The sequence below is a fragment of the Mesorhizobium sp. AA23 genome (genome assembly GCF_001672435.1).
Taxonomy (GTDB): Bacteria; Pseudomonadota; Alphaproteobacteria; order Rhizobiales; family Rhizobiaceae; genus Mesorhizobium.
In genome coordinates, this window is the sequence record NZ_LYTP01000001.1 from 342,601 (window position 1) to 366,278 (window position 23,678).

Below are 23,678 nucleotides of genomic sequence, written 5' to 3' on the forward strand. Positions count from 1 at the left end.
GCGGACTATACGGGCGGACGGGCTTTCGTCAACTGGCCTGTTGCCGATTTGCAGGCGCTGCCTGCACCCGGCCATGCCTTTCAGTCTCGTGCAGGTGCCGCCATTGTGCGGCGCGGAAAATCTTTCTAGACAGGGGATGCGTTGAAGCGCCTCGGATCCCAAAGGGTGGATGCGGCGCTTTGAAACCTTGTCTTCCTGCCACCCGGTGTCCAAAACCACTGCGCGCTTTTCAGGAGAGCCGATGCTTCGCGGACTTTACGACTGGACCATGTCCCTGGCGGCAAGGAAATCGGCCGAATGGTGGCTGGCCTTCATCGCCTTCGTCGAAAGCTCCGTCTTTCTGGTGCCGGCCGACGTGCTCTATCTGCCCATGGCGCTGTCCAAGCCGGAGCGCGCCTATCGCTACGCGCTGGTGGCAACGGTGGCCTCGGTGCTCGGCGGCGTCGCCGGCTGGTTCATCGGCCACTACGCCTACGAGGCAGTCGCCAAGCCGATTCTGGAATTCTACGGCAAGTATGACGAGTTCGAGCAGCTGCGCACCTCATCCGGCGTCGGCTTCATCGTCCTGATGCTGATCACCTCGGGCGCGGCGCATTTGCCGCCGATCAAGGTCGTGACGATTCTGTCGGGCGTCATCGGCGTCAACCTCCTGCTGTTCATCGGGCTGGCGATCGTTGCGCGCGGCGCCCGTTTTCTGCTGCTTGCCTGGCTGCTGCGCCGCTACGGCGAGTCGATCAGGGAGTTCATCGAGAAACGGCTGGGCATGATCGTCAGCGCCGGCGCCGCTGCCCTTATTTTGCTCTATATCGCGGTCAGATACGCTCACGGATAATGCATGTCGCCCAAAAGTGCGCAGCGGTTTTGGGAGAACGACATGCATCGAAACAAGACTCAAGCGCGGCGCCTGAATTCATTTCTGCGCGACGCGCTTTAGGTGCCAAGCGAACGGATCACGACCGATGACAGCGACCATGACCGCCGACACTGGACGCCAGCGGACGCGTGCCGCGCTGTTCCTGGCCGTCGCCATGGGAGCGACCGTCGGCTCGGCGCTCGCCTTCCAGTATATTGGCGGCTACATCCCCTGCCATCTCTGCCTGGAACAGCGCACGCCCTATTATATCGGCGCGCCGCTGATGCTGGTCGCGGCCGCTGCCTCGATGATGCGCGCGCCGGCCTGGCTGACGCGCAGCCTGCTGGGGATCGGTGGCCTCTTGATGCTGTATGGCCTCTATCTCGGCGTCTACCATTCCGGCGTCGAATGGGCGTGGTGGCCTGGTCCCGCCGACTGCACGGCTGGCGCCGGTCCGGTCGACACCGGCGGCAAGGGCGTGCTCGATGCGCTGGACAAGTTCGTGCCGCCCTCCTGCTACAAGGCCGCGCTTCGCATCCTCGGCTTGTCGCTCGCTGGCTGGAACGCCATCGCCAGCCTCATCCTGGCCGCCGTCGCCTTACGCTGCGCGCTCGCGCGCGACTGAGCTGCCACGAAAGCGCCAACGCGAGATCGTTCAAAGAATTCGGCGCGCCGAGTCGAATGAAGTGAGCGTCGAGAACCGGAGCGGAGCGGACTCCCGCATGTGCCGGAAAAGTGGTTTCGGTTTTCCGAAAAGGACATGCGGCAGCTACAAAAAGCACGTGAGCACCGGAAGCGCAGACGCTTGCTTCAGGCAGCCAGCCTCCCGAATTATCGAACGATCTCAAGGCTCCAATTCGACATCCCAGTAGAGATAATCCATCCAGCTTTCATGCAGATGGTTGGGCGGGAACAGGCGGCCGTTGTTGTGCAGATCGTGCACGGTCGGCTGATAGGGTTTTTGCAGCGGCCACATCTTGGCCTGCGCCGGCATCATGCCGCCTTTCCTGAGATTGCAGGGCGAGCAGGCGGCCACGACGTTCTCCCAGGTCGTCGCCCCGCCGCGATGGCGCGGGATGACATGGTCGAAGGTGAGATCGTCGGTCGTGCCGCAATACTGGCACTGAAAGCGGTCGCGCAGAAAGACGTTGAAGCGGGTGAAAGCAGGATGCCGCGACGGCTTCACATAGGCCTTCAGACTGACCACGCTCGGCAGCTTCATCGAGAAGGTCGGCGAGGAGACGGCGTGTTCGTATTCGGCGACGATATTGACCCGGTCGAGGAAGACAGCCTTGATGGCGTCCTGCCACGACCAGAGCGACAGGGGGTAATAGCTGAGCGGACGGTAATCCGCATTCAGCACCAGCGCGGGAAGCCCATCCGGAGATACGGCAACCGTCACGTAGTTGGCCTCCTTCGTTCCAAACCGAACGCCACGGATACTGTAAGCCCGACATGACAGGGATGTGAAGCGGATTGTCGTTCGGCGAAACGTTCAAAAACGCATGATTTTCATGCTTTTTCGGCCATCTCGACAGGTGGCGCCGCGTCCCTGCCCTTCAATTCCCGATAGTAGGCCCAGAAAAGCCGCGACGCGACCCCTCGCCACGGGCTCCATGATTCGGCCAGTCGAATCAGAGTTTTCTCCGGCGGACGAGGGTCGATGCCCAGGGCATGGCCGACCGCCGTCTGCAGCGCGACGTCGCGCGCGGGAAACACATCGGGGTGGCCGGCGGCGAACAGCAGGTAGCACTCCGCCGTCCACGGTCCGATGCCCGGCACCGCCGTCATCGCCGCGATCGCCTCGTCGGCATCGAGCGAGCAGAGATGGTGGAGGTCAAGCCCGCCGGCCACGGCTTGCGCGATGGCGATCAGCCCGCGCTGCTTCGGCCGCGACAGGCCGGCCTCGCGGAAAATATCCTCGCCGGCACAAAGGATGCCTTCCGGCGTCAGCGGATCGACCAGCCTGATCAGCCGGCCGAAAATGGCATCGGCGCTGGCGCGGGACACCTGCTGCGAGACGATGATCGACGCGAGGCTGCCGAATCCGGGCTCGGAGAGCCTCAGCGGCACCTCGCCGGCCATGCCGCGTACCTTCTCCAGCCGTGGATCGAGCTGGCAGAGCGCGTCGAGTCCTGCCGCAATGTCGTCGAGCGAGGCGATGCGTTGCACGTTTGCTTGTTCCCAGGGCGCTCATGAAGTGGCAATTGATGGCTAACTATCAACCGGCGGAAGCGCCTTTCAACCCGAATGCCGTCCGAGACATGACGCTCCTGACATTCCGCTTCGCGCCGAGCCCCAATGGCGAGTTGCATCTCGGCCATGCCTATTCGGCGCTGCTGAACCGGCAAATGGCGGCGCGGGCGGGAGGACGGCTGTTGCTGCGCATCGAGGACATCGATGTCATCCGCTGCACGCCGGAATTCGAGGCCGGCATATTCCGCGACCTGGAATGGCTGGGGTTCGAATGGGAAGAGCCCGTGCGGCGCCAGTCCGAACATTTTTCCGAATACAGGGCCGTGCTCGACCGGCTGATCGCCGAGGAACTCGTCTATCCCGCCTTCATGAGCCGCGGCGAGATCCGCGCCTTCATTGCCGAGACCGAGAAACGCGGCCGCGACTGGCCGCGCGACCCCGACGGCGTGCCGCTTTACCCGCCGCTCGACAAGGCACTTCCGTCTAAGGAGCGCAGGCGGCGCATTGCCGAGAACACGCCTTTTGCCTGGCGGCTCGACATCGAGGCAGCAATGGCACGCGTGCCGGGCGCCTTGTCATGGGTCGAGTTCACTGACGAGGCTATGGCCGCGACGCACACGGTCGACGCAACGCCGCAGGCCTGGGGCGACGTCATCGTGGCGCGCCGCGATATCCCGACCAGCTACCATCTCGCAGTCGTCGTCGACGACGCGCTGCAGGGCGTCAGCCATGTCGTGCGTGGTCAGGACCTTTACGCGGCGACCAGCGTGCAGCGCCTGTTGCAGGACCTGCTCGGTCTGTCCGCACCGCGCTACTTCCACCATCGGCTGATCCTCGGCTCAGACGGCCGCAAGCTGTCCAAGAGTTTCAAGGACACCGGCCTTGCCGCACTCAGGCAGGCAGGCGTGTCGCCGCAGGATGTCGTGCGGCTGGTTGGGCTTTGACTACAAGCGAGCCAGTCCGGCCTTGATCAGCGCCATCACGCTGATGAAGACGAAGGCGCCGCTCAATCCCCATGCCACAGCTAGCTTGATATCCCGGAAGGTGATGCCGTGCTCGTTGGCGATCATCACCGCAACGAAAAAGCCCAGCGTGAAGAGCAGCGTGTTGCCGGTCGAGCCGAAGCCGTCATCCTTCATGATGGCATCGAGCGCGGTGCCGAAGAAGAATCCGAAGACCGCGACGGTGGCGACCGCGAACAGCAGCCATGTCGTCCCGAGATGCAAAAGCATGCCTGCTCATGGCGTGCCTTAACGCCATGCCCCTCTTGGCACCGTTTGTTGAATTCGGATGAGCTTATGGATCAACCGTTTCGTTTTGCTTGCCGAATTGATCGGCATTAGAGCAATTGCCGACATCAACTTTTCACGCGCAGCCAGAGCCCTCCTTCCAATGCACAGCATCAAGCGGTTCATCCCCGCCTCTTTCGTCGTTCTGTGGGCGACCGGCTTCATCGGCGCGCGCTATGCAATGCCATGGGCGGAGCCGTTCACCTTCCTTGCCATCCGCTTCGTGCTGGCGGCGATCCTGTTTGCGGGACTGACCGTCCTTATCGGCTCGCGACGGGCCACCCGCGAGGAGGCGCTTCATGCGACGGTGGCCGGCGTCCTAATGCACGGCGTCTATCTGGGCGGCGTCTTCTGGGCGATCCACAGAGGCATGCCGGCCGGGCTTTCGGCGCTGATCGTCGGCCTGCAGCCGCTGATCACGGCGGTGCTCGCCGGCAAATTTCTCGGCGAGGCGATCCTGCCGCGCCATTGGGCGGGCCTTGCCGTCGGGCTTCTGGGCGTCGTCATCGTGCTGTGGCCGAAGCTCGGCATGATTGGCGGCGGCGTTACCGCGGCAACGCTGACGGCCTCGCTGGTCTCGGTGCTCGGCATGGCCGCTGGTACGATCTGGCAAAAGCGCTTCGCCTCCGGCGGCGACCTCGTCTCGGCGACCATGTGGCAGTATGTCGGAGGCTCGGTCGTCACGATCCTGGGGTCGCTCGCCTTCGAGACGCGCACCATCACCGTCAACGGCGAGCTCATCTTTGCCATGGCATGGCTGGTCCTGGTGCTGTCTCTCGGCGCCATCTTCCTGTTGATGGTGATGATCAGGGACGGCGAGATGTCGAAGGTCGCATCGCTGTTCTATCTTGTGCCCGCCGTAACCGCCGTCATCGCGTGGGCTCTGTTCGGCGAAGAGCTCACTCTGCTGCAGATCGCCGGCATGGCGATCGCCACTTTGGGCGTCGGGCTCGCGACCGCCCGTCAGGACAGAGCTCAACCCACGCGGGCGCGCGCCTCGAGATAGCGGCTGATCGCGGCATTGAGCTCGCCGCCAAGGATGAAAATGGCCGAGATGATGTAGAGGAACACCACCGCGATCATGATCGAGGCCAACCCCGCATAGGTCGTCACATAGGACGAGAAATGGTCGAGATAGGTGGCGAAGATGGTCGAGCCGGCCAGCCACGCGACCAGCGTGAAGACGATGCCCGGAACGATGGAAACGAAGCGGCGCTTGCCGGCCGGCAGCCAGATATGCACCGCGAACAGGCCGATGACGATGACCGTCGAGGCGATCACGTAACGCCATATGGTGATCGTGCCCATATAGGGCTTGATCCATTCCAGATGCGCCTCGGCCAGCCGCGCGAGCAGGGGCGCGAGCACCAGAAGCACGCTGACGGCGAGAAAGCAGGCCGTCGCGATCAGCACGAAAACGATGCTCTGCACCCGGCGGTGGATGATGCCGCGCGTCTCGGTAACGCGATAGGCGCGGTTGAGCGAGGTCCTTAGCGCCTCGATGCCGTTCGAGGCGAAGTAGGCGGCTAAGAGCACGCCGTAGGTCAGGAGGTCGCTGCGCCGCACGGTGAGCACATTCTGCACCTCGCGCGCGATCGGCTTGGCAATCTGCTCCGGCCAGGTGTCGAAGACCAGATGCACGGCCGTGTCGGCGAAGGCGCGCGCGCCGAGAAAGCTGGCCAGCGTCGTTGCGAAGATCAGGAACGGAAACAGCGCCATCAGCGAGGTGATCGCCAGATGGCTGGCCATTGCCCAGCCATCGTCGGTGGTGAAATGGCCGATCGCATCGTAGAGCACGCGCTTGACCGCGACGATATTCCTGAGCAAGGACCCGCGCTCCGCTCGATTGTGTCGACGCCGCGAATATGGGAAGGGATTGCGGCAAATGGCAACCCCAGGTCCCACAACGTTGCCCACCGCTGAACAGTTGCGCAGCATCATCGTCACCGGCACCTCCTCCGGCATAGGCGCCTATTGCGCGCGGGCATTGAAGGCGGAAGGCTGGCGCGTGTTCGCCACGGCCCGCACACCGGCCGACATCGCCGCGCTCGAGACGGAGGGCATCGAAGCCTTCTATCTCGACTATCGCGAGCCTGAGTCCATCGCCGCCCTGGCCGAGGCCGTGCTGGAGCGCACGGGCGGCACGCTCGACGCGCTGTTCAACAATGGCGCCTACGCGCAGCCCGGTGCCGTCGAGGACCTGCCGGTCGAAGCGCTGCGCGAGCAGTTCGAAGCCAATTTCTTCGGCTGGCACGACCTGACCCGCCGCGTCGTGCCGGTCATGCGTCGCCAGGGCCACGGCCGCCTCGTCCACTGCTCCTCGATCCTGGGGCTCGCCCCGGTCCGTTTTCGCGGCGCCTATTCGGCGTCGAAACATGCCGTCGAAGGCCTGATGCTTTGCCTGCGCCAGGAGCTCGAAGGCAGCGGCATTCATGTCTCGTTGATCGAGCCGGGGCCGGTGACCTCGAAGATCGCCAGCAACGGCCTGGCATGGTTCTTGAAGAACATCGACGTCGAGAACTCCGTTCACCGCGCCGACTACCAGGCGCAGCTCGCGCGGCTCAAGGCCGGCGGCAGCGTCTCGCGTCTGAAGCCCGGACCTGAGGTGGTCCATGCTGCCTTGCGCCACGCGCTTCTGTCACAGCGCCCGCACCCGCATTATGTGGTAACGGTGCCGGCCAGAATCGGCGTGGCGCTCAAGCGCATCCTGCCGGCCTCGATGCTCTACCGCGTGCTCGCCAGGCGGGCCTGACCGAAACCCAACTGGAGCCAGCACCATGGCAACCGTCTTCAACATCCTCGCCATTGTCGTCATGGCTGCCGTCGTGGTCGTGCTGATCCGCGGCCTCGTCAACATGATGCGCGGCGGCTCAGGCTTCACCTCCAACAAGCTGATGCAGGCCCGCGTACTGCTGCAGTTCATAGCTCTGGTGCTGATCATGCTGACCGTCTACTTCACCCGCAAGTAACGGGCCGGGGAGGAGAAGGTGGTCAAGCTCAACAAGATATATACCCGTACCGGCGACGACGGCACTACCGGTCTGGGCAGCGGCGAGCGGCGCCTGAAGTCAGATCTGCGCGTCGAAGCCTACGGCACGGTGGACGAAGCAAATGCCTGCGTCGGCATGGCGCGCGTCCACACCGCAACCGATCATCCGGCGCTCGACGCCATGCTCTCCCGCATCCAGAACGATCTTTTCGACCTCGGCGCCGACCTTGCGGTCCCGGACGATGGCAAACCGCTCGGCTACGAGCCGCTGCGCATCGTCGCCGCGCAGACCGGGCGCGTCGAAAAGGACATCGATGCTCTCAACAAGAACCTGCAGCCGCTGAAATCCTTCGTGCTGAACGGCGGCACGCCTGCCGCGGCAGCCCTGCATCTTGCGCGCACCGTAACACGGCGCGCCGAACGCCTCATGGTGGCGCTGGCGCAGGACCCGGCCGAGCACGTCAACCGCGAAGCGCTGAAATACGTCAACCGCGTCTCTGACTTCCTGTTCGTCGCCGCGCGGGCGGTCAATGACAACGGAAATGCCGACGTGCTATGGGTTCCCGGCAAGAACCGCTGACAACCGGGTATGGCGGGAGGGTCCGATGTTCATCCCGCTCTACGATACCAACAGGCTCCGCCACATCCGCCTACAATATGTGACGATCGGCCTGATCGCCGCGAATGCCTTGGTCTATCTCGCGACCACGCTTGGCGGCGAGAGCTTCACCAATGCCGCAGTGCTTGGCCTCGGCTTCATCCCCTCTGTCGTCCATGACAAGGTGGAGCTGTCGCCCGAATTCGTCGTCATTCCCGAAAGCCTCAGCTATCTCACCTATTCCTTCCTGCATGCCGACATCTTCCATCTCGGCGGCAACATGCTGTTCCTGTGGGTGTTCGGCGACAATGTCGAGGACGCGCTCGGCCATATCCGCTACCTGATCTTCTACCTCGCCTGCGCGGCGGCGGGCGCTTTCTTTCAAGGCTTGGTCGGCTGGGATTCCCAGGTGCCGCTGATCGGCGCTTCCGGCGCCATCGCCGGCGTGGTTGCGGCCTATCTGGTCCTCTATCCGAAGGTTAAGGTGTGGGTATTGGTCTTTGCGCGCATTCCTCTGCGCATCCCCGCCTTCATCCCGCTCGTCCTTTGGATCCTGTTCCAGATCGTGATGTTTGCCGCCGGCGGAGAGGATCAGATTTCCTGGGCCTGCCACATCGGCGGCATCATTGCCGGCGCCGTTCTCGTCCTGGTGCTGCGCAGCCGCGGCGTGCCGCTGCTTGCCGGCGCAGACGGCGAGCCGGACCCGACGCCGAAGGTCCAGAACGTCCCTCTCCCGATCGAGCCCGGACCAGCGCCCGAGGCGCCGGCACAGACGGCGCCTCGATGGGGCCGCGGCGCGGCGTCGCCGCCAGACTGAACCGATTTGAGTGCGACGTGCATATTGACGCGCCGGATTGCCGCCACTACGGAACGCCACCACAGAGCATGATCCCGAAAAGTGGGAACCGCTTTTCGGAACGATCATGCTCAACCGAAACATCGGGGTGGAACTGCTTCTTGGCCGTTGGAGACCAGAATTCCGCCCGGAATGTCGGCTTTCGACAACTCTGACAAGGCGCACACTGCTATAGCGCGCCCGACTATCTCAGGAGAGGTGACAGGAAAATGAAGATCCTTGTGCCCGTGAAGCGGGTTGTGGACGCGAACGTCAAGGTCCGCGTCAAGGCTGACGGACTGGGCGTCGAGCTTGCCAACGTCAAGATGGCGATGAACCCGTTCGACGAGATCGCGGTCGAGGAAGCGATCCGGATCAAGGAAGCCGGCAAGGCCGAGGAGATCATCGTCGTCTCGATCGGCCCGCAGCAGGCGCAGGAGACGCTGCGCACCGCGCTCGCAATGGGCGCCGACCGGGCCATCCTGGTCAAGACCGACGAGCAGACCGAGCCGCTGGGTGTCGCCAAGGTGTTGAAGGGCGTCGTCGAGGCCGAGAAGCCCGGCCTCGTCATCCTTGGCAAGCAGGCGATCGACGACGACAGCAATCAGACCGGCCAGATGCTGGCGGCGCTGCTCGGCTGGGCGCAAGGCACCTTCGCCTCCAGGATCGAGCTCGCCGGCGATCATGCCAAGGTGACGCGTGAGGTCGACGGCGGCCTGCAGACGGTTGAGCTGAAAATGCCGGCGATCGTGACCGCCGACCTTCGCTTGAACCAGCCGCGCTATGCATCGCTGCCCAACATCATGAAAGCCAAGAAGAAGCCGCTCGACGAAAAGAGCCCGGCCGACTACGGCGCCGACGTCAAGCCGCGCCTGAGGGTGATCAAGACCGAGGAGCCCGGCGGCCGCAAGGCGGGCGTCAAGGTCAAGAGCGTCGCCGAGCTGGTCGAGAAGCTCAAGAACGAAGCCGGCGTGCTCTAAGCGGTCAGGAAAGGAACAGGAAAATGGCAATTCTCCTCATCGCCGAACACGACAACGCAAGCCTTTCCGACCAGACCGCCAAGGCGCTCGCGGCGGCCCTGCAGATCGGCTCGGATGTCGATGTGCTGGTCGCCGGTAAAGGCGCCAAGGCGGCAAGCGACGCGGCCGCCAAGCTGAAGGGTGTTCGCAAAGTCCTGCTGGCCGAGGCCGACGAGCTCTCCGAGCGCCTGGCGGAGCCGCTGGCTGCGCTCGTCGTCTCGCTCGCCGGCTCCTATGACGCGATCGTCGCCCCCGCCACCTCAGCGGGCAAGAACGTCGCGCCGCGCGTGGCGGCCCTGCTCGACGTCGCGCAGGTCTCGGAGATCATCGAGGTGGTCTCGCCCGACACCTTCAAGCGGCCGATCTATGCCGGCAACGCCATCCAGACCGTGCAGTCGACCGACGCCAAGAAGGTGATCACGGTGCGCACCGCCTCCTTCCAAGGAGCGCCCGAGGGCGGCTCGGCTTCGGTCGAGACGGTGAACGCCGCCGCCAATCCCGGCCTCTCCTCCTTCGTCGAGAACAAGCTCTCCGAGAACGACCGTCCCGAGCTGACTTCGGCCAAGATCATCATCTCGGGTGGCCGTGCACTCGGCTCCTCGGAGAAGTTCCAGGAGGTCATCCTGCCGGTCGCCGACAAGCTCGGCGCTGCCGTCGGCGCATCCCGCGCCGCCGTCGACGCTGGCTATGCGCCCAACGACTGGCAGGTCGGCCAGACCGGCAAGGTGGTCGCCCCCGATCTCTACATTGCGGTCGGCATCTCCGGCGCCATCCAGCATCTTGCCGGCATGAAGGATTCCAAGGTCATCGTCGCCATCAACAAGGACGAGGAAGCGCCGATCTTCCAGGTTGCCGACTACGGTCTCGTCGGCGATCTCTTCGTCATCCTGCCGGAACTGCAAAAGGCGCTTTGACGCTTTCTGCTCTGGCATATTAAAATCGGAAGGGTGGGGTAGACGAAGTCGCCCCGCCCTTTTAGTTTGCACTGCACAAAAAGCAGGCCGGTAAAGGCCTGCGCAATTCCAGGAAAAGTCCGTAGCGGTTTTCCCTCCGGAATTGCGATAAACAAAAAGAGCAATTCCAGGAAAGTGCCGAGCCACTTTGCGTCCGGAATTGCGGGAAACAAAGAGAAGGGAGCGCTTCCGTGCCTCGCAGAAGCGGAAATGCTCCAGACGGGATTGGGGTAATGAGCAAGATCGAGACGATCGGCATTGTCGGCGCAGGTCAAATGGGGGGCGGTATCGCCCACGTCTCGGCGTTGGCCGGCTACAAGGTCCTGATCCACGACATCTCGTCCGACCGGGTCGAGAAGGGCATCGCCACCATCAGCGGCAACATGGCCCGCCAGGTCGGTTCGGGAAAGCTAGAGGAGAAGGCGCGCAACGAGGCGATGGCGCGCATCTCATCGGCGTCCGCCATGGCCGATCTAGCCGCCGCCGACCTCGTCATCGAGGCGGCGACCGAGGATGAGACGGTCAAGCGCAAGATCTACGCCCAGCTCTGCCCCCAGCTCAATCCGGAGGCGATTCTCGCGACCAACACCTCCTCGATCTCGATCACCCGGCTCGCGGCGCAGACCGACCGGCCTGAGCGCTTCATCGGCATACATTTCATGAACCCGGTGCCGGTGATGAAGCTGGTCGAGCTGGTGCGCGGCATCGCCACCGAGGACCAGACGTTCGAGGCCGCCAAGACCTTCGTGAACCGGCTCGACAAGACGATAACCGTTTCGGAGGATTTCCCGGCCTTCATCGTCAACCGCATCCTGTTGCCCATGATCAACGAGGCGATCTACACGCTCTATGAGGGCGTCGGCACGGTGGACGCCATCGACACCGCCATGCGGCTCGGCGCCAACCATCCGATGGGGCCGCTGCAGCTGGCCGACTTCATCGGTCTCGACACCTGCCTGTCGATCATGCAGGTGCTGCATGAGGGCCTATCGGATTCCAAGTATCGCCCCTGCCCGCTGCTGGTTAAATATGTCGAGGCCGGCTGGCTCGGCCGCAAGACCGGCCGCGGCTTCTACGACTATCGCGGCGACCATCCGGTGCCGACGCGCTGAGCCCCACGACTGAACGCTCACTGCGCGGCGTTCAGGATGCCGCGGCAAGCGGCAGGGGCTCTGCCTCGTCCTTCGAAACTTCATCGGGTGCTGCCGAAACGCAGCCGCGGCCGGCCGCCTTGGCGGCATAGCAGGCGGCATCGGCGCGGGCGATGATCTCGTCCACCTCGCCGCAGCCGGCGCGGATCGGCGCAAGCCCGATGCTGGCGGCGATCGAATGCGGACGACCGTCCCAGCTGAAGCCCAGGTTGCGGATGGCTTCGATGATGCAACGCGCCGCGACCGTCGCTCGCGCCGGCGCGCCCGATTTCAGCACGACCGCGAACTCGTCGCCGCCGAGACGGGCGACGATATCTTCCGGACCGAGCACGTTGCGGATGGCGTCGGCGACGCGCTTCAGCAGCGCATCGCCCGCCGCGTGGCCGCCAGTGTCGTTGACCGCCTTGAAGTGGTCGAGGTCGACGAACATGAACTGATGCTCGCCGCCATTCAACCGGCACCGATCGACCAGCTCCTCCATCGTGCGGATGAAGCTTGGGCGGTTGGCGAGCCCGGTCAGCGCGTCATGGGCCGCGGCATAAGCGAGCTGGCGCTGCAGGGCGCGCGCGTCGGTGAAATCCTGGAAGACGATGACCAACCCGCAGAACTCGTCGTGGTCGTTCATAATCGGCGACACCATTTGGCGGATGCTGCAGCGCGTGTCGTCGCGCCTGATGAGCACGGCGCGGGCGTTCTGATCGCAATGATGGCGGTCGGCGGCCGAAGGTCGTGTCAGGCCGATCCTCTGCCCGGTTTCCTCGTCGACCGCCCAGTAGACATCGCCGAGCACCTTGCCAAGCGCCTCGCCGCTGGCAATGCCGGTCAGCTTTTCGGCGACCGGATTCATGAAGGTGACGCGGTTCGCGGCATCGGTGCAGATCACCGCGTCGCCGATCGACTGCAGCGTCACCCTGAGCCGCTCCCTTTCGTCGGCGAGCATCGCCGCCGAGACCTTGCGCCGTTCTTCGGCCTCCTTGCGCTCCGTGATATCGGTCAAGCTGCCGATCGCCCGGATCAGCCGGCCCTCGCCGTCGCGTTCGATCGCCTTGCCGCGGTCGAGGATCCAGACCCAATGGCCGTCCTTGTGGCGCATCCGGAACTCGGCCTCGAAGAAGGCCGTCTCGCCGTCAAGATGCGCCCGGTCCGCCTCGGCGACGATTTGGCGGTCGTCCGGGTGGATCATCGTCAGCCAGCGGTCGGGGTCGCCGTCCAGCTCGCCATCGTCATAGCCCAGCATTCTGACCCAGGTTTCGGAGTAAGTCGTGCCGCCCTTGCGCATGTCGAGGCTCCAGACGCCTTGTCCGGCGCTGGTCAGCGCGAAATTCCAACGCGTCTCGGCTTCGGCGATGCGCGCTTCGGCCTGCTTGCGCGCATCGATGTCCTCGATCTGCGACACAAGATAGAGCGGCTTGCCGGTCTCGTCTTCGCGAATGACCGAGCCCGCGAGCTGCGCCCAGACCGGAGTGCCGTCCTTCTTGAGGTAGCGCTTCTCGAAATGAAAGGAATCGATCTTTCCCTCTTTCAGCGCGATCATCGTCTCACGGCCGATCTGCAGATCGTCGGGATGCGTGATCTGGAAGAAGGTCAGCGCCTCGATTTCCGCCCGGCTGTAGCCGAGCATCGCCGCGAAGGCGGGATTGGTCTGAAGGATGCGGCCGTCGAGGCCGACGATGGCGACGCCGATCGCCGAATCTTCCATCGCGCGGCGAAAGCGCTGCTCGCTCTCGGCAATCTGCCGGCGGTCGTCGATGATCCTGCGGATGAACAGCGCCGAGACAAAGAGCGTCACGGCGGTGACGGCGACCGATATCTGTAGGCAGAACTTCAGCGCGTCCGCACCGAGCTCCAGCGCCGGCAACAGGACCGATGCCATCAGGGTGATAAGCCCTGCCGCCATCAAGGCGAGCACAGCGCGCTTGCCGGCCCGCGGACCTTTCCAACTCAACCACGCCACAATGCGATCCCACCCCATGCGCAACTGCCACAACCCTGGCGGATCGATTTTAAGGAATGGTTGTAAGCTGCGGCGGCCACGCCGCTAACCGGCAAAGCAATTGCCGGCATGATTAAGGATCGGTGTGTAATCCTACCAGCGGACGAAAAACCGTCCGCCAAGCGCGCCGAGCGCGGTGAGAAACGCGATCGCGATCGTGTACCAGGTGGCAACGAACAGCGGCGAATCGTCGAAGCAATGCGCGGCATAGAAGGTCGCCGCCAAGCCGCCCGCGAACAGGCCCGCGACCGCGCCGGCCAGCACCGGCCGCGTCGGCGCGCCATAGCGCAGCATGCCGAGGAAGATAGCCAGGGGACCGATGCCGATCAACGGGATAAAGCTCATGCAGATCATCATGTTGGAACCCACGAGCCGCCTGCCCCAGTCCGCCTCCGGCACGACGAAAAGCTCCAGGATGACCGCGATCACGACGAGCGCGGGCGCGGCGAGCGTCCATAGTTTCGCTCGCCTGCTCGCCGCACCGGGCGTCGACAGCGCTCGGATCAGAGCGAATGCGCTGGTCGTGAGCGCCAAGGTGAAGACGAACTTCGACATGAAGCGCATCGTATGCATGGCCGGCATGATGTCCGGGCGCGGACCGATGGTCATGAAAAAGACCACCGCCGCGACCGCAACCGCCACGCCGACGGCCAGCCACCAGGCGAGGCCAAGCGGCATCGCCTTGTTGCGGGCATCGGCGTCGAGCGCCTTTATGAGGTCCTCGGTTCTCATGTCACTGTCGTCCGAACCTTTTGGCGATCGCGGCAAGGCCGCGATGCAGCGACACGCGCACCGCCGTCTCGCTGATGCCGAGCTTGACCGCCGTTTCGCCGATCGAATGGCCGTCGACCGAGATCGAGGAAACCACGGAACGCTGCGAGGGCGGCAAGCCGTCCAGGGCCCGGTTTATGTCGCGCTCGCTCACCGTCTCCGCTTCCGGCTCGGCGAACGTCTCTGCGATCTCGTCGATCTCGACCTCGATGCGACGGCCGCGCCTGCGGAATGCATCGATCAGCTTGAAGCGGGCGATCGCATAGACCCATGGCAGCACCGGCGCGTCTTCTCGCCACGTGTGCCTTTTGACGTGAATGGCCAGCAAGGTTTCCTGCACGACATCCTCGGGGTCGACCCCGCCCTGGACGATCTTGCGCCGGACGAAGCCGCGAACGAGAGCGGCTATCCGGTGAAGAAAGTCGGCGTAAGCCCTTTCGTCTCCCGCGATCGCGGCCCTGAGCAGCCGGGAAAGCTCGGCCTCGTCCTTGCCGGTCACAAGAGTTTACCCCCGATGTTCGCGTCTCGGCCCTGGTTTGTTACGTGTCCGGCGAAATAATGTCCAAGCCAAAGTACCGGAAAATCACGAAAGTTTGCGGCACGGCGACCGATTGAAGCAGGCCGGAATGTTGACTATTGTAATCAGGTATTTATAGGTGCGCCTGAGCCCGAACCCCTGTCTGCAGATTTGAGGACGATGCCCATGAAAACTGCCTTTTCCACTCTTGCCGGCGCCGCCGCGCTGGCGCTCGGCCTGATTGCCGGACCGGCCATGGCGGAGGATGCAGGCATCATCGTCTACAACGCCCAGCATGAAAGCCTGGCCAAGGAATGGGCGAAGGGCTTCACCAAGGAAACTGGCATCAAGGTCACGCTGCGCAATGGCGGCGACAGCGATTTCTCCAACCAGATCGTCGCCGAGGGTGCTGCCTCGCCGGCCGACGTGTTCCTGACCGAGAATTCGCCGGCGATGGCGCTGGTCGAGGCGGCCGGCCTGTTCACGCCGGTCGATGCCGACACCCTCGCTCAGGTTCCGCAGGAATACCAGCCTTCGAGCGGCAAATGGGTGGGCGTCGCCGCGCGCAGCACCGTCTTTGCCTACAACAAGGACAAGCTCAAGGAAGGCCAGCTGCCCAAGTCGCTGCTCGACCTTGCCGATCCGAGCTGGAAGGGCCGGTGGGCCGCCTCGCCGTCCGGCGCCGATTTCCAGGCCATCGTCAGCGCGATGCTCGAGCTCAAAGGTGAAGCCGCGACTTCCGACTGGCTGAAGGCCATGAAGGAGAACTTCACCGCCTACAAGGGCAACAATACGGTGATGAAGGCGGTCAATGCCGGCGAGATCGATGGCGGTGTGATCTACCACTACTACTATTTCGGCGACCAGGCGAAGACCGGCGAGAACAGCAAGAATGTCGGCCTGCATTATTTCAAGAACCAGGACCCGGGCGCGTTCGTGTCGATCTCTGGCGGCGGCGTGCTGGCCTCGAGCAAGCATCCGAAGGAAGCCCAGGCTTTCTTGAAGTGGGTCACCGGCAAGGCCGGCCAGGAGGTTTTGAAAACCGGGACCTCTTATGAATACGCGGTCGGCAAGGATGCCATGTCGAACCCGAAGCTCGTGCCGCTGGCCGATCTGCAGGCGCCCAAGATCGATCCGACGCACCTGAACTCGAAGAAGGTCATCGACCTGATGACGCAAGCCGGCTTGCTTTAGTCCGCGTTCGTCCTAAAAGGACAACCGACCGTGCTCCCGCCGGAATTCGCTTTCCGCGGGAGCGCTTTTGTTTTGGAGATGGCCTCGTCGATGACGATCATCTGCGTTTCCGACCGCGTTCGCGGTTCATCAGATCGTCTCCAGGCGGTGCATTCCGGCTGATGTCCGCGATCGACCTCACGCATTCGGGGCCGCCGGCTGCCGCAAGGCAGAGCCGGCGGTCCACGTCGTGGATTACGCTTGCGGCCGCCATCGTCTCGCTGATCGCTCTCCTGCCGCTTGCCTTCATCGTCTGGGTGGGCATCCAGACGGGATGGGACACGGTGGTGGCGCTGATCTTTCGGCCTCGCGTCGGCGCGCTCCTGGTCAACACCATCCTGCTTGTCGTCCTGGCCGTCCCGATCGCCATCGTGCTGTCGGTGGCGCTTGCCTGGCTGACCGAGCGCAGCGACCTTCCCGGCAACCGTTTGTGGTCGTGGCTGTCGGTAGCGCCGCTGGCTATCCCGGCCTTCGTCCACAGTTACGCCTGGATCAGCCTGATCCCCGGCCTGCACGGGCTCTGGGCCGGCGTGCTCGTCTCCGTCATCGCCTATTTCCCGTTCCTCTATCTGCCGATCGCAGCGGCGCTGCGCCGGCTTGACCCTGCGCTGGAAGATGCCGCCGCAGCGCTGGGCCTCGGACCCTGGCGCGTCTTCGCGCGCGTCGTGCTGCCGCAGTTGAGGCTGGCCATCTGCGGCGGTTCGCTGCTGGTTGGCCTGCACCTGCTTGCCGAATACGGGCTTTATGTCTTCATCCGCTTCGATACCTTCACCACCGCGATCGTTGACCAGTTCCAGTCGACCTTCAACGGCGCGGCGGCGAACATGCTCGCCGCCGTGCTGGTCGCCTGCTGCTTCGTGCTGCTTGGCGTGGAGGTGATCGTGCGTGGTGAGGAGCGTTATGCCCGCGTCGGCTCCGGGGCGGCGCGCCAGCAGCAGCGTGTCGCCCTCGGCCGCGCCACGCTGCCTTGCTCGCTGCTGCCCGCCGGGACTGCGCTGCTCACGCTCGGCGTGCCCTTTGTGACCGTCGGCCGCTGGCTGCTTGCCGGTGGCGCCGACGTCTGGCGTTGGGACGAGATCAGCCTGGCGCTCGGCCAGACGCTGGTCCTCGCCGTCGCCGGCGCGCTGCTTGCCACGGTCGCCGCAATGCCCATGGCCTGGATCTCGATCCGTGCGCCCGGCCGCTTGCAGCGCCTGCTCGAGAGCTGCAACTACATCGTCGGCTCGCTGCCGGGTGTGGTCGTCGCGCTGGCGCTGGTGACCATCACCGTACGCATCGCCTTGCCGCTCTATCAGACGCTCTTCACCATCCTTTTCGGCTATGCGCTGATGTTCCTGCCGCGCGCGCTGGTCAGCCTGCGCGCCTCGATCGCCCAGGCGCCGGTGGAACTCGAACGCGCGGCTTCGAGCCTCGGCCGCCCGCCGCTCAGGGCGCTATGGTCGACCACGATCCGGCTGTCGGCGCCGGGCGCGGCGGCCGGGATGGCGATGGTGGCACTCGGCATCACCAATGAATTGACCGCCACGCAGATGCTGGCGCCAAACGGCACCCGCACCCTTGCGATGGCGTTCTGGTCCTACAGCGGCGAGATCGACTACGCCTCGGCCGCCCCTTACGCCTTGATCATGGTGGCGATGTCGCTCCCCATGACCTGGGTGCTCTACATCCAGTCAAAGCGGATGGCCGGCCGATGAGCTTCCTCGAGCTCCGCGACGTAGCAAAACATTATGGCCCGGTGGCAGCACTTGCCGGCGTCGACCTCACCGTCGAAAGCGGCAGCCGCACCGCGATCGTCGGACCCTCCGGCTGCGGCAAGACCACTTTGCTGAGGCTGATCGCCGGCTTCGAGGCGCCAGACCGCGGCCGCATCGCGCTCGACGGCAAGCTGCTCGCCAATGGCGGGGCGGCGGTGCCGGCGCATCGCCGCGGCATCGGCGTGGTGGCGCAGGACGGCGCCCTTTTCCCGCATCTCACCATCGCCGACAATATCGGCTTCGGCATGCCCCGAAGCGCCGAGAAGCGCGCCGAGCACATTGTCGAGCTCGCCTATATCGTCGGGCTCGACAAGGCGATCCTGAAGCGCCGTCCGCACGAGCTTTCCGGCGGCCAGCAGCAGCGTGTCGCGCTTGCCCGTGCCATGGCGATGAAACCCCGGCTGATGCTGCTCGACGAGCCGTTCTCGGCGCTCGACACCGGCCTCCGGGCCTCGATGCGCAAGGCTGTGGCCGAGCTTCTGGAGGATGCGGGCATCACCACCATCCTGGTCACCCACGATCAGGCCGAGGCGCTGTCCTTCGCCAGCCAGGTGGCCGTCATGCGCGACGGCCTGTTCTCGCAGGTCGGCACGCCGCGCGAGCTCTACTTCCAGCCCAGGGACAGGATGGTTGCCGAGTTCCTCGGCGACGCCATCATCGTGCCGGCCAAGATCGCCGACGGCTTTGCCATATCGCCGCTCGGCCGCATCGCGGTCGACATCACCGAGCGGCGCGACGTCGCCCGTATCATGCTCAGGCCCGAGCAGGTGGTGCTTAAACGAACCTCCCGCGAAGGCATGTCGGGGACGCCGGACATGCTGTTCGGCGAGGTGACGGACTCCGAATTCGCCGGCTCGGTCTGCACCATCGCCGTGCGGCTGCTCAATAGCCCGGATCCGCCGGATGCGGCCGCGATCGGCAACACACCGCTCGTCCTGCGCAAGACCGGCATGGACGTGCCGGAGGTCGGCGAGATCGTGCGCCTCACGGTGACCGGCAAGGCGCATGTGTTTGCCTGAAGCTGAGTCAAGAGGAGGGGCTTACGCTGCCGAGGCGCCTGCCGCCCCGATCGAACCAGTGCAACTTCTCGGCTGTGGCGGTGATGCGCAACTTGTCGCCGGGCTTTGCCGCCGTGCGGCCGCCGACCCGTACCACGATATTATTGCCGGCAGCCGAGCAGTGCAGGAAGGTTTCCGCGCCGACCGGCTCCACGGCCTCGACCGTTGCGGGCAGCATCAGCGCCCCGGATCGGTCCTCGGCATCGGCGACGAGTTCGGCGTCCTCGGGCCTGAAGCCTAGCATTGCCGCCTGCCCGCCGGGCGGGGCAAGAACAAGCAACTTTCCTTCCAACTCAGTTGCAGAACTTTCTGTGCTCAGTGAGAGCAGGTTCATCGGCGGCGCGCCAATGAAGGACGCGACGAATGTCGAGGCCGGCTTCTCGTAAATGTCGAGGGGAGCGCCGATCTGCTCGACCAGCCCCGCATTCATGACGACAAGCATGTCGGCTAGCGTCATCGCCTCGAGCTGGTCGTGAGTGACATAGACCGAAGTGACGCCGAGCCTGCGCTGCAGGCTCTTGATCTCGACCCGCATCTGGCCGCGCAGCTTGGCGTCGAGGTTGGAGAGCGGTTCGTCGAACAGGAAGACTTTCGGATTGCGCACGATCGCCCGGCCCATGGCGACGCGCTGTCGCTGGCCGCCGGAAAGCTCGCGTGGGCGCCGGTCGAGCAGTCCCGACAATTCCAGCACCTTGGCGGTCGAACGCACTCTGCTGTCGATCTCGGCTTTCGGCGTGCCGCGATTGCGCAGGCCATAGGCCATGTTGTCGTAGACCTTCATATGCGGGTAGAGCGCGTAATTCTGGAAGACCATGGCAATGTCGCGTTCGGTCGGACCGACGGCATTGACGATCTTGCCGTCGATCGCAACCGTTCCGGACGAGATGGTCTCGAGTCCGGCGATCATCCTGAGCAACGTCGATTTGCCGCAGCCGGAGGGACCGACCAGCACGCAAAGCTGCTTGTCCGGAATGGCGATCGAAACGCCTTTCACGGCCTCGACGCCGCCGGCATAGACCTTCCTCACATCATTGAGATCAACCGTCGCCATCGCTCCTCACTTCTCGGATTCGACCAGGCCGCGCACGAACCAGCGCTGCATCAGCACCACGACAAGGATCGGCGGCACGATGGCCAGCATCGCGGTGACCATCACAAGGTGCCACTGGGTATCGGCATCGGCGAAGGAAACCATCTTCTTCAGCGCGATGACGATGGTGTTCATGTCGTTGCTGTTGGTGACCAGCAGCGGCCACAGATATTGCGTCCAGCCATAGATGAAAAGGATGACGAACAGCGCCGCGATGTTGGTGCGCGACAGCGGCAGGAGTATATCGAAGAAGAAGCGCCACGGCCCGGCGCCATCGACGCGCGCCGCCTCGATGAGCTCGCCCGGGATGGTCATGAAGAACTGTCTGAACAACAGCGTGGCCGTGGCCGAGGCGATCAGCGGGATGATCAGACCGGCATAGGTGTCGATCATGCCGAGGTCGACCATCACCTTGTAGGTCGGCAGGATGCGGACCTCGACGGGCAGCATCAGAGTGATGAAGATCAGCCAGAAGAAGGTCATGCGCAGCGGGAAACGAAAGAACACGATGGCATAGGCCGATAGGATCGAGATGAAGATCTTCCCGACCGCGACGCCGAGCGCCATGACCGTCGTGTTGAGAAGAAGCCTGCCGACGCTGACGCCGCCGATGCGCCCGACACCGCCGAACAGGGCCTCGCTGTAATTGTTCCAGAGTTGGTCACCGGGCAGCAGCGGCAGGGGCGGCTTGAGGATCGTCTGCAGCGTCTGTGTCGAGGCCACGAATGTGTAGTAGATGGGAAATGCAACGATCAAAATGCCGAGAATGAGAGCGGCATGGGCGATCAGGACACGCAACGGGGACTGGCCGATCATCGCTTGCCTCAGCCGTAGTGGACCTTGCGTTCCACATAGCGGAACTGGATGGCGGTGAGCGCGATGACGATGACCATCAGGATCACCGACTGCGCCGCCGAGTCGCCGAGGATCAGGTTGACGAAGCCGTCATTGTAGACCTTGTAGACCAACGTCTCGGTGGTCTTGCCCGGTCCGCCGCCGGTGACGGCATGGACGATGCCGAACGTGTCGAACAGGGCATAGACAGTGTTGACGACCAGCAGGAAGAAGGTCGTCGGCGCGAGCAGCGGGAAGATGATGGTCCAGAAACGCTTGGTCTCGCGAGCGCCGTCCATCGCCGCCGCCTCGATCAGCGTCTTCGGCACCGCCTGCAGCCCGGCGACGAAGAACAGGAAATTGTAGCTGATCTGCTTCCATGCTGCGGCGGAAACCAAAAGGATCATGGCGTGACTGCCGTTGAGCAACGGATCCCAGGCTATGCCGAGACTTCTCAGCACGTAGGATAGCGAGCCGATCGAAGGGTTGAACAGGAACAGCCACAACATGCCGGCGATCGCCGGCGCCACCGCATAGGGCCAGATCATCAGTGTGCGGTAGAGCGCTTTCCCGCGCACCACTTTTTCCGCCATTACGGCAAGCAGCAACGCCACTGCCATCGCCACGATTGCGGTCGCAAGCGAAAATACCACCGTTACCTTGATCGAGTTGAGATAGGCCGGATCGGCAAGCACTTTGCGGAAATTGGCAAACCAGACGAACTTGCTCTTTAGCCCGAATGGATCCTGCCTGAGCATGGACTGGTAGAGCGCCTGCCCGGCCGGCCAATAGAAGAAAACCAGTGTTATGGCGAGTTGCGGCGCCACAAGCAGGTAAGGCAGGACTTTGTTGGGGAAAACGACGCGCGGGGTCAGCTTGGTTTCCTCGTCAAGCAAGGATCGCCCGCGCCGATCCGCGCGGGCGACGTTTCATCCTCGGCCAGGTTTAGTTGCCCAACGCGTCCTTGATCGCCGCGTTGCCGCGCGAGACGGCATTGTCGAGCGCCTGCTGGGCCGTTTCCTGGCCGGCCAGCATCTTCTCGAACTCCTCGTTCTGGATATCGCGCACCTGAGGCAGGTTGGGCAGGCGCACACCCTTCGAATTTTCGGTCGGCGCCTTGCCGGTCATCTGCAGGATCGGTGTCTCGCGGCCCGGGTTCTTGTCGTAGAAGCCGGACTTCTTGGTCGCCTCATAGGCTGCCAGCGTCACCGGCAAGTAGCCCGACTTCTGGTGCAGATATTCCTGCACCTCGGTCTTGGAGAGATAGGCGAAGAAGGCCGCGACGCCCTTGTACTCCGCATCGGATTTGCCGCTGAAAACCCAGAGGCTTGCGCCGCCGGGGGTCGTGTTCTGCGGCGCACCCTTGGCATCGCTGTCATACGGCAGTTGGCCGATGCCGTAGTTCATACCCGACTTGACGATATCGCCGAGCCCGCCCGACGACTCGGTAAAGATGCCGCATTCTCCGGCGAGGAAGATCTGCTTGGCTTCGGAGGTTCGCCCGCCATATTTGAAAGTGCCATCCTTGGCGAGGTCAGCCAGCGCCTGAAAGTGGTTGACGAAAATCGGCGCATTGATCTTGAGCTCGACGTCGCCGCCGGCCAGTCCGTTCTGCTGGGTCGCCCAGGAAACATTATTCCAGGCGGCAAAATTTTCCAGATGGATCCAGGTCAGCCAGGTCGAGGTGTAGCCGCAAGGGGCCGCGCCGCTCGCCTTGATCTTCTTCGCCGCTTCCCAGACCTCGTTCCAGGTCTTAGGCGGGTTGTTCACGTCGAGGCCGGCCTTCTGAAAGATGTCCTTGTTGTAGTAGAGGATCGGCGAGGAGGAATTGTAAGGGAAAGACAACATGGTGCCGTCCGGCTTCGAATAGTAGCCGACAATGCCGGGCAGATACTGGCTCTTATCGAACGTCATCCCCGCGCCCGTCAAAACTTCGGCCACGGGTTTGATCGCGCTCTCGGCCGCCATCATGACGCCGGTGCCGACATCGAACACCTGGATGATGTCCGGCGCCTGGCCGGCGCGGAACGCGGCGATGCCTGCATTCAGCGTCTCGGGATAGGTGCCCTTGAAGACCGGAACGATCTGGTAGTCGCTTTGGCTGGCGTTGAAGTCCTTCGAGATCTTGTCGACGACTTCCGCATTGGCGCCCGTCATCGCATGCCACCAGCTGATCTGCGTGACAGCGAAAGCGGACGTGGTGGAAAGCAGGGTCAAGGTAGCGGCAACACCTGCCGCGAAGCCGAAGAGCTTCATGTTTTCATCTCCCGTTGTGATTGGCGAAAGGGGGGCTTCCGCAGAACCAGTATGTGTTGCGCATGACAATCGGACAACGGTTTTGTTATGCGTCGATGAACATCATCTGATCCTAAATTAACGTGCATCGGTCACGGCCGGGCAGATTGCTTGCCGGCTTAGGATTTGAGCGACTCCAACCATCGTATTGCGACAGCCGGCCCAACCTTATCCGTCCTTTACAACCTGAGGCACACGCGTCGGTTGCAGGTCCACTAATCGATTCTTCAGCCGTCGGGGCTTAAGCAAT

The 23,678-nt window shown here is 63.7% G+C and carries 25 protein-coding genes; 14 read left to right on the top strand and 11 right to left on the bottom strand.

The genetic code is table 11. From position 1 onward, the window contains the following. Positions 1–241 precede the first annotated feature (241 nt). Positions 242–832 carry a YqaA family protein gene (locus A9K66_RS01595; protein ID WP_066990147.1) on the top strand — a complete coding sequence of 197 codons (591 nt, stop codon included), beginning with the start codon at positions 242–244 and terminating at the stop codon, positions 830–832. 127 nt (positions 833–959) lie between these two features. Further along, positions 960–1,478 (top strand): disulfide bond formation protein B, encoded by a 519-nt coding sequence (locus A9K66_RS01600; RefSeq protein WP_067319082.1) that lies wholly within the window; start codon positions 960–962, stop codon positions 1,476–1,478. A 219-nt stretch (positions 1,479–1,697) separates the two neighbouring features. Here the strand turns inward: A9K66_RS01600 and A9K66_RS01605 are convergent, their stop codons facing one another. Continuing rightward, positions 1,698–2,255: an HNH endonuclease gene (locus A9K66_RS01605; protein WP_040970486.1), complete on the bottom strand. Its 558-nt coding sequence runs from the start codon at positions 2,253–2,255 to the stop codon at positions 1,698–1,700. Between the two features lie 110 nt (positions 2,256–2,365). Next, the gene (locus A9K66_RS01610) at positions 2,366–3,025 is read right to left on the bottom strand and encodes a DNA-3-methyladenine glycosylase (protein WP_066990156.1); all 660 of its coding nucleotides are present in this window, start codon (positions 3,023–3,025) and stop codon (positions 2,366–2,368) included. A gap of 92 nt (positions 3,026–3,117) precedes the next feature. On the opposite strand from A9K66_RS01610, the gene gluQRS reads away from it, so the two are divergent. Continuing rightward, entirely contained in the window at positions 3,118–3,993 is an 876-nt protein-coding gene (gene gluQRS / locus A9K66_RS01615) for a tRNA glutamyl-Q(34) synthetase GluQRS (protein WP_067319646.1), read from the top strand. On the opposite strand, the gene A9K66_RS01620 is transcribed toward gluQRS, so the two are convergent. After that, positions 3,994–4,281: a hypothetical protein gene (locus A9K66_RS01620; RefSeq protein WP_066990158.1), complete on the bottom strand. Its 288-nt coding sequence runs from the start codon at positions 4,279–4,281 to the stop codon at positions 3,994–3,996. It abuts the gene before it with no gap. A 160-nt stretch (positions 4,282–4,441) separates the two neighbouring features. Between A9K66_RS01620 and A9K66_RS01625 the strand changes: the two genes are divergently transcribed. Then, on the top strand, positions 4,442–5,344 hold the full coding sequence (locus A9K66_RS01625) for a DMT family transporter (RefSeq protein WP_067319647.1): 903 nt from the start codon (positions 4,442–4,444) through the stop codon (positions 5,342–5,344). Here A9K66_RS01625 and A9K66_RS01630 read toward each other — a convergent pair. Then, on the bottom strand, positions 5,314–6,165 hold the full coding sequence (locus tag A9K66_RS01630) for a YihY/virulence factor BrkB family protein (RefSeq protein WP_066990164.1): 852 nt from the start codon (positions 6,163–6,165) through the stop codon (positions 5,314–5,316). The genes A9K66_RS01625 and A9K66_RS01630 overlap by 31 nt on opposite strands. Before the next feature lie 58 nt (positions 6,166–6,223). Here A9K66_RS01630 and A9K66_RS01635 point away from each other — a divergent pair, with 58 nt between their 5' ends. The 7 genes from A9K66_RS01635 to A9K66_RS01665 all read left to right on the top strand — a co-directional run bounded on the left by A9K66_RS01635 (position 6,224) and on the right by A9K66_RS01665 (position 11,844). Beyond that, on the top strand, positions 6,224–7,090 hold the full coding sequence (locus A9K66_RS01635; RefSeq protein WP_082953634.1) for an SDR family oxidoreductase: 867 nt from the start codon (positions 6,224–6,226) through the stop codon (positions 7,088–7,090). Between the two features lie 25 nt (positions 7,091–7,115). Then, on the top strand, positions 7,116–7,307 hold the full coding sequence (locus A9K66_RS01640) for a twin transmembrane helix small protein (RefSeq protein ID WP_066990167.1): 192 nt from the start codon (positions 7,116–7,118) through the stop codon (positions 7,305–7,307). Between the two features lie 18 nt (positions 7,308–7,325). Continuing rightward, positions 7,326–7,907 (top strand): cob(I)yrinic acid a,c-diamide adenosyltransferase, encoded by a 582-nt coding sequence (locus tag A9K66_RS01645; RefSeq protein WP_067319084.1) that lies wholly within the window; start codon positions 7,326–7,328, stop codon positions 7,905–7,907. Positions 7,908–7,932: 25 nt separating this feature from the next. Beyond that, a complete protein-coding gene (locus A9K66_RS01650) occupies positions 7,933–8,742 on the top strand; it encodes a rhomboid family intramembrane serine protease (protein ID WP_067319086.1) in 810 nt (269 codons plus the stop codon). Positions 8,743–8,990: 248 nt separating this feature from the next. Beyond that, positions 8,991–9,740, top strand: a complete 750-nt coding sequence (locus tag A9K66_RS01655) for an electron transfer flavoprotein subunit beta/FixA family protein (RefSeq protein WP_067319088.1) — start codon at positions 8,991–8,993, stop codon at positions 9,738–9,740. 23 nt (positions 9,741–9,763) lie between these two features. Next, the gene (locus A9K66_RS01660; RefSeq protein ID WP_066990179.1) at positions 9,764–10,693 is read left to right on the top strand and encodes an electron transfer flavoprotein subunit alpha/FixB family protein; all 930 of its coding nucleotides are present in this window, start codon (positions 9,764–9,766) and stop codon (positions 10,691–10,693) included. 272 nt (positions 10,694–10,965) lie between these two features. Further along, on the top strand, positions 10,966–11,844 hold the full coding sequence (locus tag A9K66_RS01665) for a 3-hydroxybutyryl-CoA dehydrogenase (protein WP_067319090.1): 879 nt from the start codon (positions 10,966–10,968) through the stop codon (positions 11,842–11,844). A gap of 31 nt (positions 11,845–11,875) precedes the next feature. Here A9K66_RS01665 and A9K66_RS01670 read toward each other — a convergent pair whose 3' ends face one another. From A9K66_RS01670 to A9K66_RS01680, 3 genes are all read right to left on the bottom strand, one after another. Then, positions 11,876–13,837: a PAS domain S-box protein gene (locus A9K66_RS01670; RefSeq protein WP_245307354.1), complete on the bottom strand. Its 1,962-nt coding sequence runs from the start codon at positions 13,835–13,837 to the stop codon at positions 11,876–11,878. A 132-nt stretch (positions 13,838–13,969) separates the two neighbouring features. Further along, on the bottom strand, positions 13,970–14,608 hold the full coding sequence (locus A9K66_RS01675; RefSeq protein WP_067319092.1) for an NrsF family protein: 639 nt from the start codon (positions 14,606–14,608) through the stop codon (positions 13,970–13,972). Between the two features lies 1 nt (position 14,609). Then, positions 14,610–15,146 carry a sigma-70 family RNA polymerase sigma factor gene (locus tag A9K66_RS01680; protein ID WP_067319094.1) on the bottom strand — a complete coding sequence of 179 codons (537 nt, stop codon included), beginning with the start codon at positions 15,144–15,146 and terminating at the stop codon, positions 14,610–14,612. A 204-nt stretch (positions 15,147–15,350) separates the two neighbouring features. Here A9K66_RS01680 and A9K66_RS01685 point away from each other — a divergent pair, with 204 nt between their 5' ends. The 3 genes from A9K66_RS01685 (at position 15,351) to A9K66_RS01695 (ending at position 19,170) form a co-directional block, all read left to right on the top strand. After that, positions 15,351–16,358: an iron ABC transporter substrate-binding protein gene (locus tag A9K66_RS01685; RefSeq protein ID WP_067319096.1), complete on the top strand. Its 1,008-nt coding sequence runs from the start codon at positions 15,351–15,353 to the stop codon at positions 16,356–16,358. 161 nt (positions 16,359–16,519) lie between these two features. Further along, a complete protein-coding gene (locus A9K66_RS01690; protein ID WP_082953636.1) occupies positions 16,520–18,091 on the top strand; it encodes an iron ABC transporter permease in 1,572 nt (523 codons plus the stop codon). Then, entirely contained in the window at positions 18,088–19,170 is a 1,083-nt protein-coding gene (locus tag A9K66_RS01695) for an ABC transporter ATP-binding protein (protein WP_067319100.1), read from the top strand. The genes A9K66_RS01690 and A9K66_RS01695 overlap by 4 nt, the downstream gene beginning before the upstream one ends. Before the next feature lie 7 nt (positions 19,171–19,177). On the opposite strand, the gene A9K66_RS01700 is transcribed toward A9K66_RS01695, so the two are convergent. From A9K66_RS01700 to ugpB, 4 genes are all read right to left on the bottom strand, one after another. Beyond that, positions 19,178–20,260: a sn-glycerol-3-phosphate import ATP-binding protein UgpC gene (locus A9K66_RS01700; protein WP_067319102.1), complete on the bottom strand. Its 1,083-nt coding sequence runs from the start codon at positions 20,258–20,260 to the stop codon at positions 19,178–19,180. Positions 20,261–20,266: 6 nt separating this feature from the next. Beyond that, a complete protein-coding gene (ugpE, locus tag A9K66_RS01705; RefSeq protein WP_067319104.1) occupies positions 20,267–21,115 on the bottom strand; it encodes a sn-glycerol-3-phosphate ABC transporter permease UgpE in 849 nt (282 codons plus the stop codon). Positions 21,116–21,123: 8 nt separating this feature from the next. Next, positions 21,124–22,008 carry a sn-glycerol-3-phosphate ABC transporter permease UgpA gene (gene ugpA, locus A9K66_RS01710; RefSeq protein ID WP_067319653.1) on the bottom strand — a complete coding sequence of 295 codons (885 nt, stop codon included), beginning with the start codon at positions 22,006–22,008 and terminating at the stop codon, positions 21,124–21,126. Positions 22,009–22,078: 70 nt separating this feature from the next. Beyond that, positions 22,079–23,389 (bottom strand): sn-glycerol-3-phosphate ABC transporter substrate-binding protein UgpB, encoded by a 1,311-nt coding sequence (gene ugpB / locus A9K66_RS01715; RefSeq protein WP_066990210.1) that lies wholly within the window; start codon positions 23,387–23,389, stop codon positions 22,079–22,081. Between the last annotated feature and the right edge of the window lie 289 nt (positions 23,390–23,678).

What these genes read in the sequence shown, in the direction of transcription:
- A9K66_RS01595 (WP_066990147.1), top strand. Translation starts at nt 242, where the DNA reads ATGCTTCGCGGACTTTACGACTGGACCATGTCCCTGGCGGCAAGGAAA.
- A9K66_RS01600 (WP_067319082.1), top strand. Translation starts at nt 960, where the DNA reads ATGACAGCGACCATGACCGCCGACACTGGACGCCAGCGGACGCGTGCC.
- gluQRS (WP_067319646.1), top strand. Translation starts at nt 3,118, where the DNA reads ATGACGCTCCTGACATTCCGCTTCGCGCCGAGCCCCAATGGCGAGTTG.
- A9K66_RS01620 (WP_066990158.1), bottom strand. Translation starts at nt 4,281, where the DNA reads ATGCTTTTGCATCTCGGGACGACATGGCTGCTGTTCGCGGTCGCCACC.
- A9K66_RS01625 (WP_067319647.1), top strand. Translation starts at nt 4,442, where the DNA reads ATGCACAGCATCAAGCGGTTCATCCCCGCCTCTTTCGTCGTTCTGTGG.
- A9K66_RS01635 (WP_082953634.1), top strand. Translation starts at nt 6,224, where the DNA reads ATGGCAACCCCAGGTCCCACAACGTTGCCCACCGCTGAACAGTTGCGC.
- A9K66_RS01640 (WP_066990167.1), top strand. Translation starts at nt 7,116, where the DNA reads ATGGCAACCGTCTTCAACATCCTCGCCATTGTCGTCATGGCTGCCGTC.
- A9K66_RS01650 (WP_067319086.1), top strand. Translation starts at nt 7,933, where the DNA reads ATGTTCATCCCGCTCTACGATACCAACAGGCTCCGCCACATCCGCCTA.
- A9K66_RS01655 (WP_067319088.1), top strand. Translation starts at nt 8,991, where the DNA reads ATGAAGATCCTTGTGCCCGTGAAGCGGGTTGTGGACGCGAACGTCAAG.
- A9K66_RS01660 (WP_066990179.1), top strand. Translation starts at nt 9,764, where the DNA reads ATGGCAATTCTCCTCATCGCCGAACACGACAACGCAAGCCTTTCCGAC.
- A9K66_RS01665 (WP_067319090.1), top strand. Translation starts at nt 10,966, where the DNA reads ATGAGCAAGATCGAGACGATCGGCATTGTCGGCGCAGGTCAAATGGGG.
- A9K66_RS01675 (WP_067319092.1), bottom strand. Translation starts at nt 14,608, where the DNA reads ATGAGAACCGAGGACCTCATAAAGGCGCTCGACGCCGATGCCCGCAAC.
- A9K66_RS01685 (WP_067319096.1), top strand. Translation starts at nt 15,351, where the DNA reads ATGAAAACTGCCTTTTCCACTCTTGCCGGCGCCGCCGCGCTGGCGCTC.
- A9K66_RS01690 (WP_082953636.1), top strand. Translation starts at nt 16,520, where the DNA reads ATGTCCGCGATCGACCTCACGCATTCGGGGCCGCCGGCTGCCGCAAGG.
- A9K66_RS01695 (WP_067319100.1), top strand. Translation starts at nt 18,088, where the DNA reads ATGAGCTTCCTCGAGCTCCGCGACGTAGCAAAACATTATGGCCCGGTG.
- A9K66_RS01700 (WP_067319102.1), bottom strand. Translation starts at nt 20,260, where the DNA reads ATGGCGACGGTTGATCTCAATGATGTGAGGAAGGTCTATGCCGGCGGC.
- ugpE (WP_067319104.1), bottom strand. Translation starts at nt 21,115, where the DNA reads ATGATCGGCCAGTCCCCGTTGCGTGTCCTGATCGCCCATGCCGCTCTC.
- ugpB (WP_066990210.1), bottom strand. Translation starts at nt 23,389, where the DNA reads ATGAAGCTCTTCGGCTTCGCGGCAGGTGTTGCCGCTACCTTGACCCTG.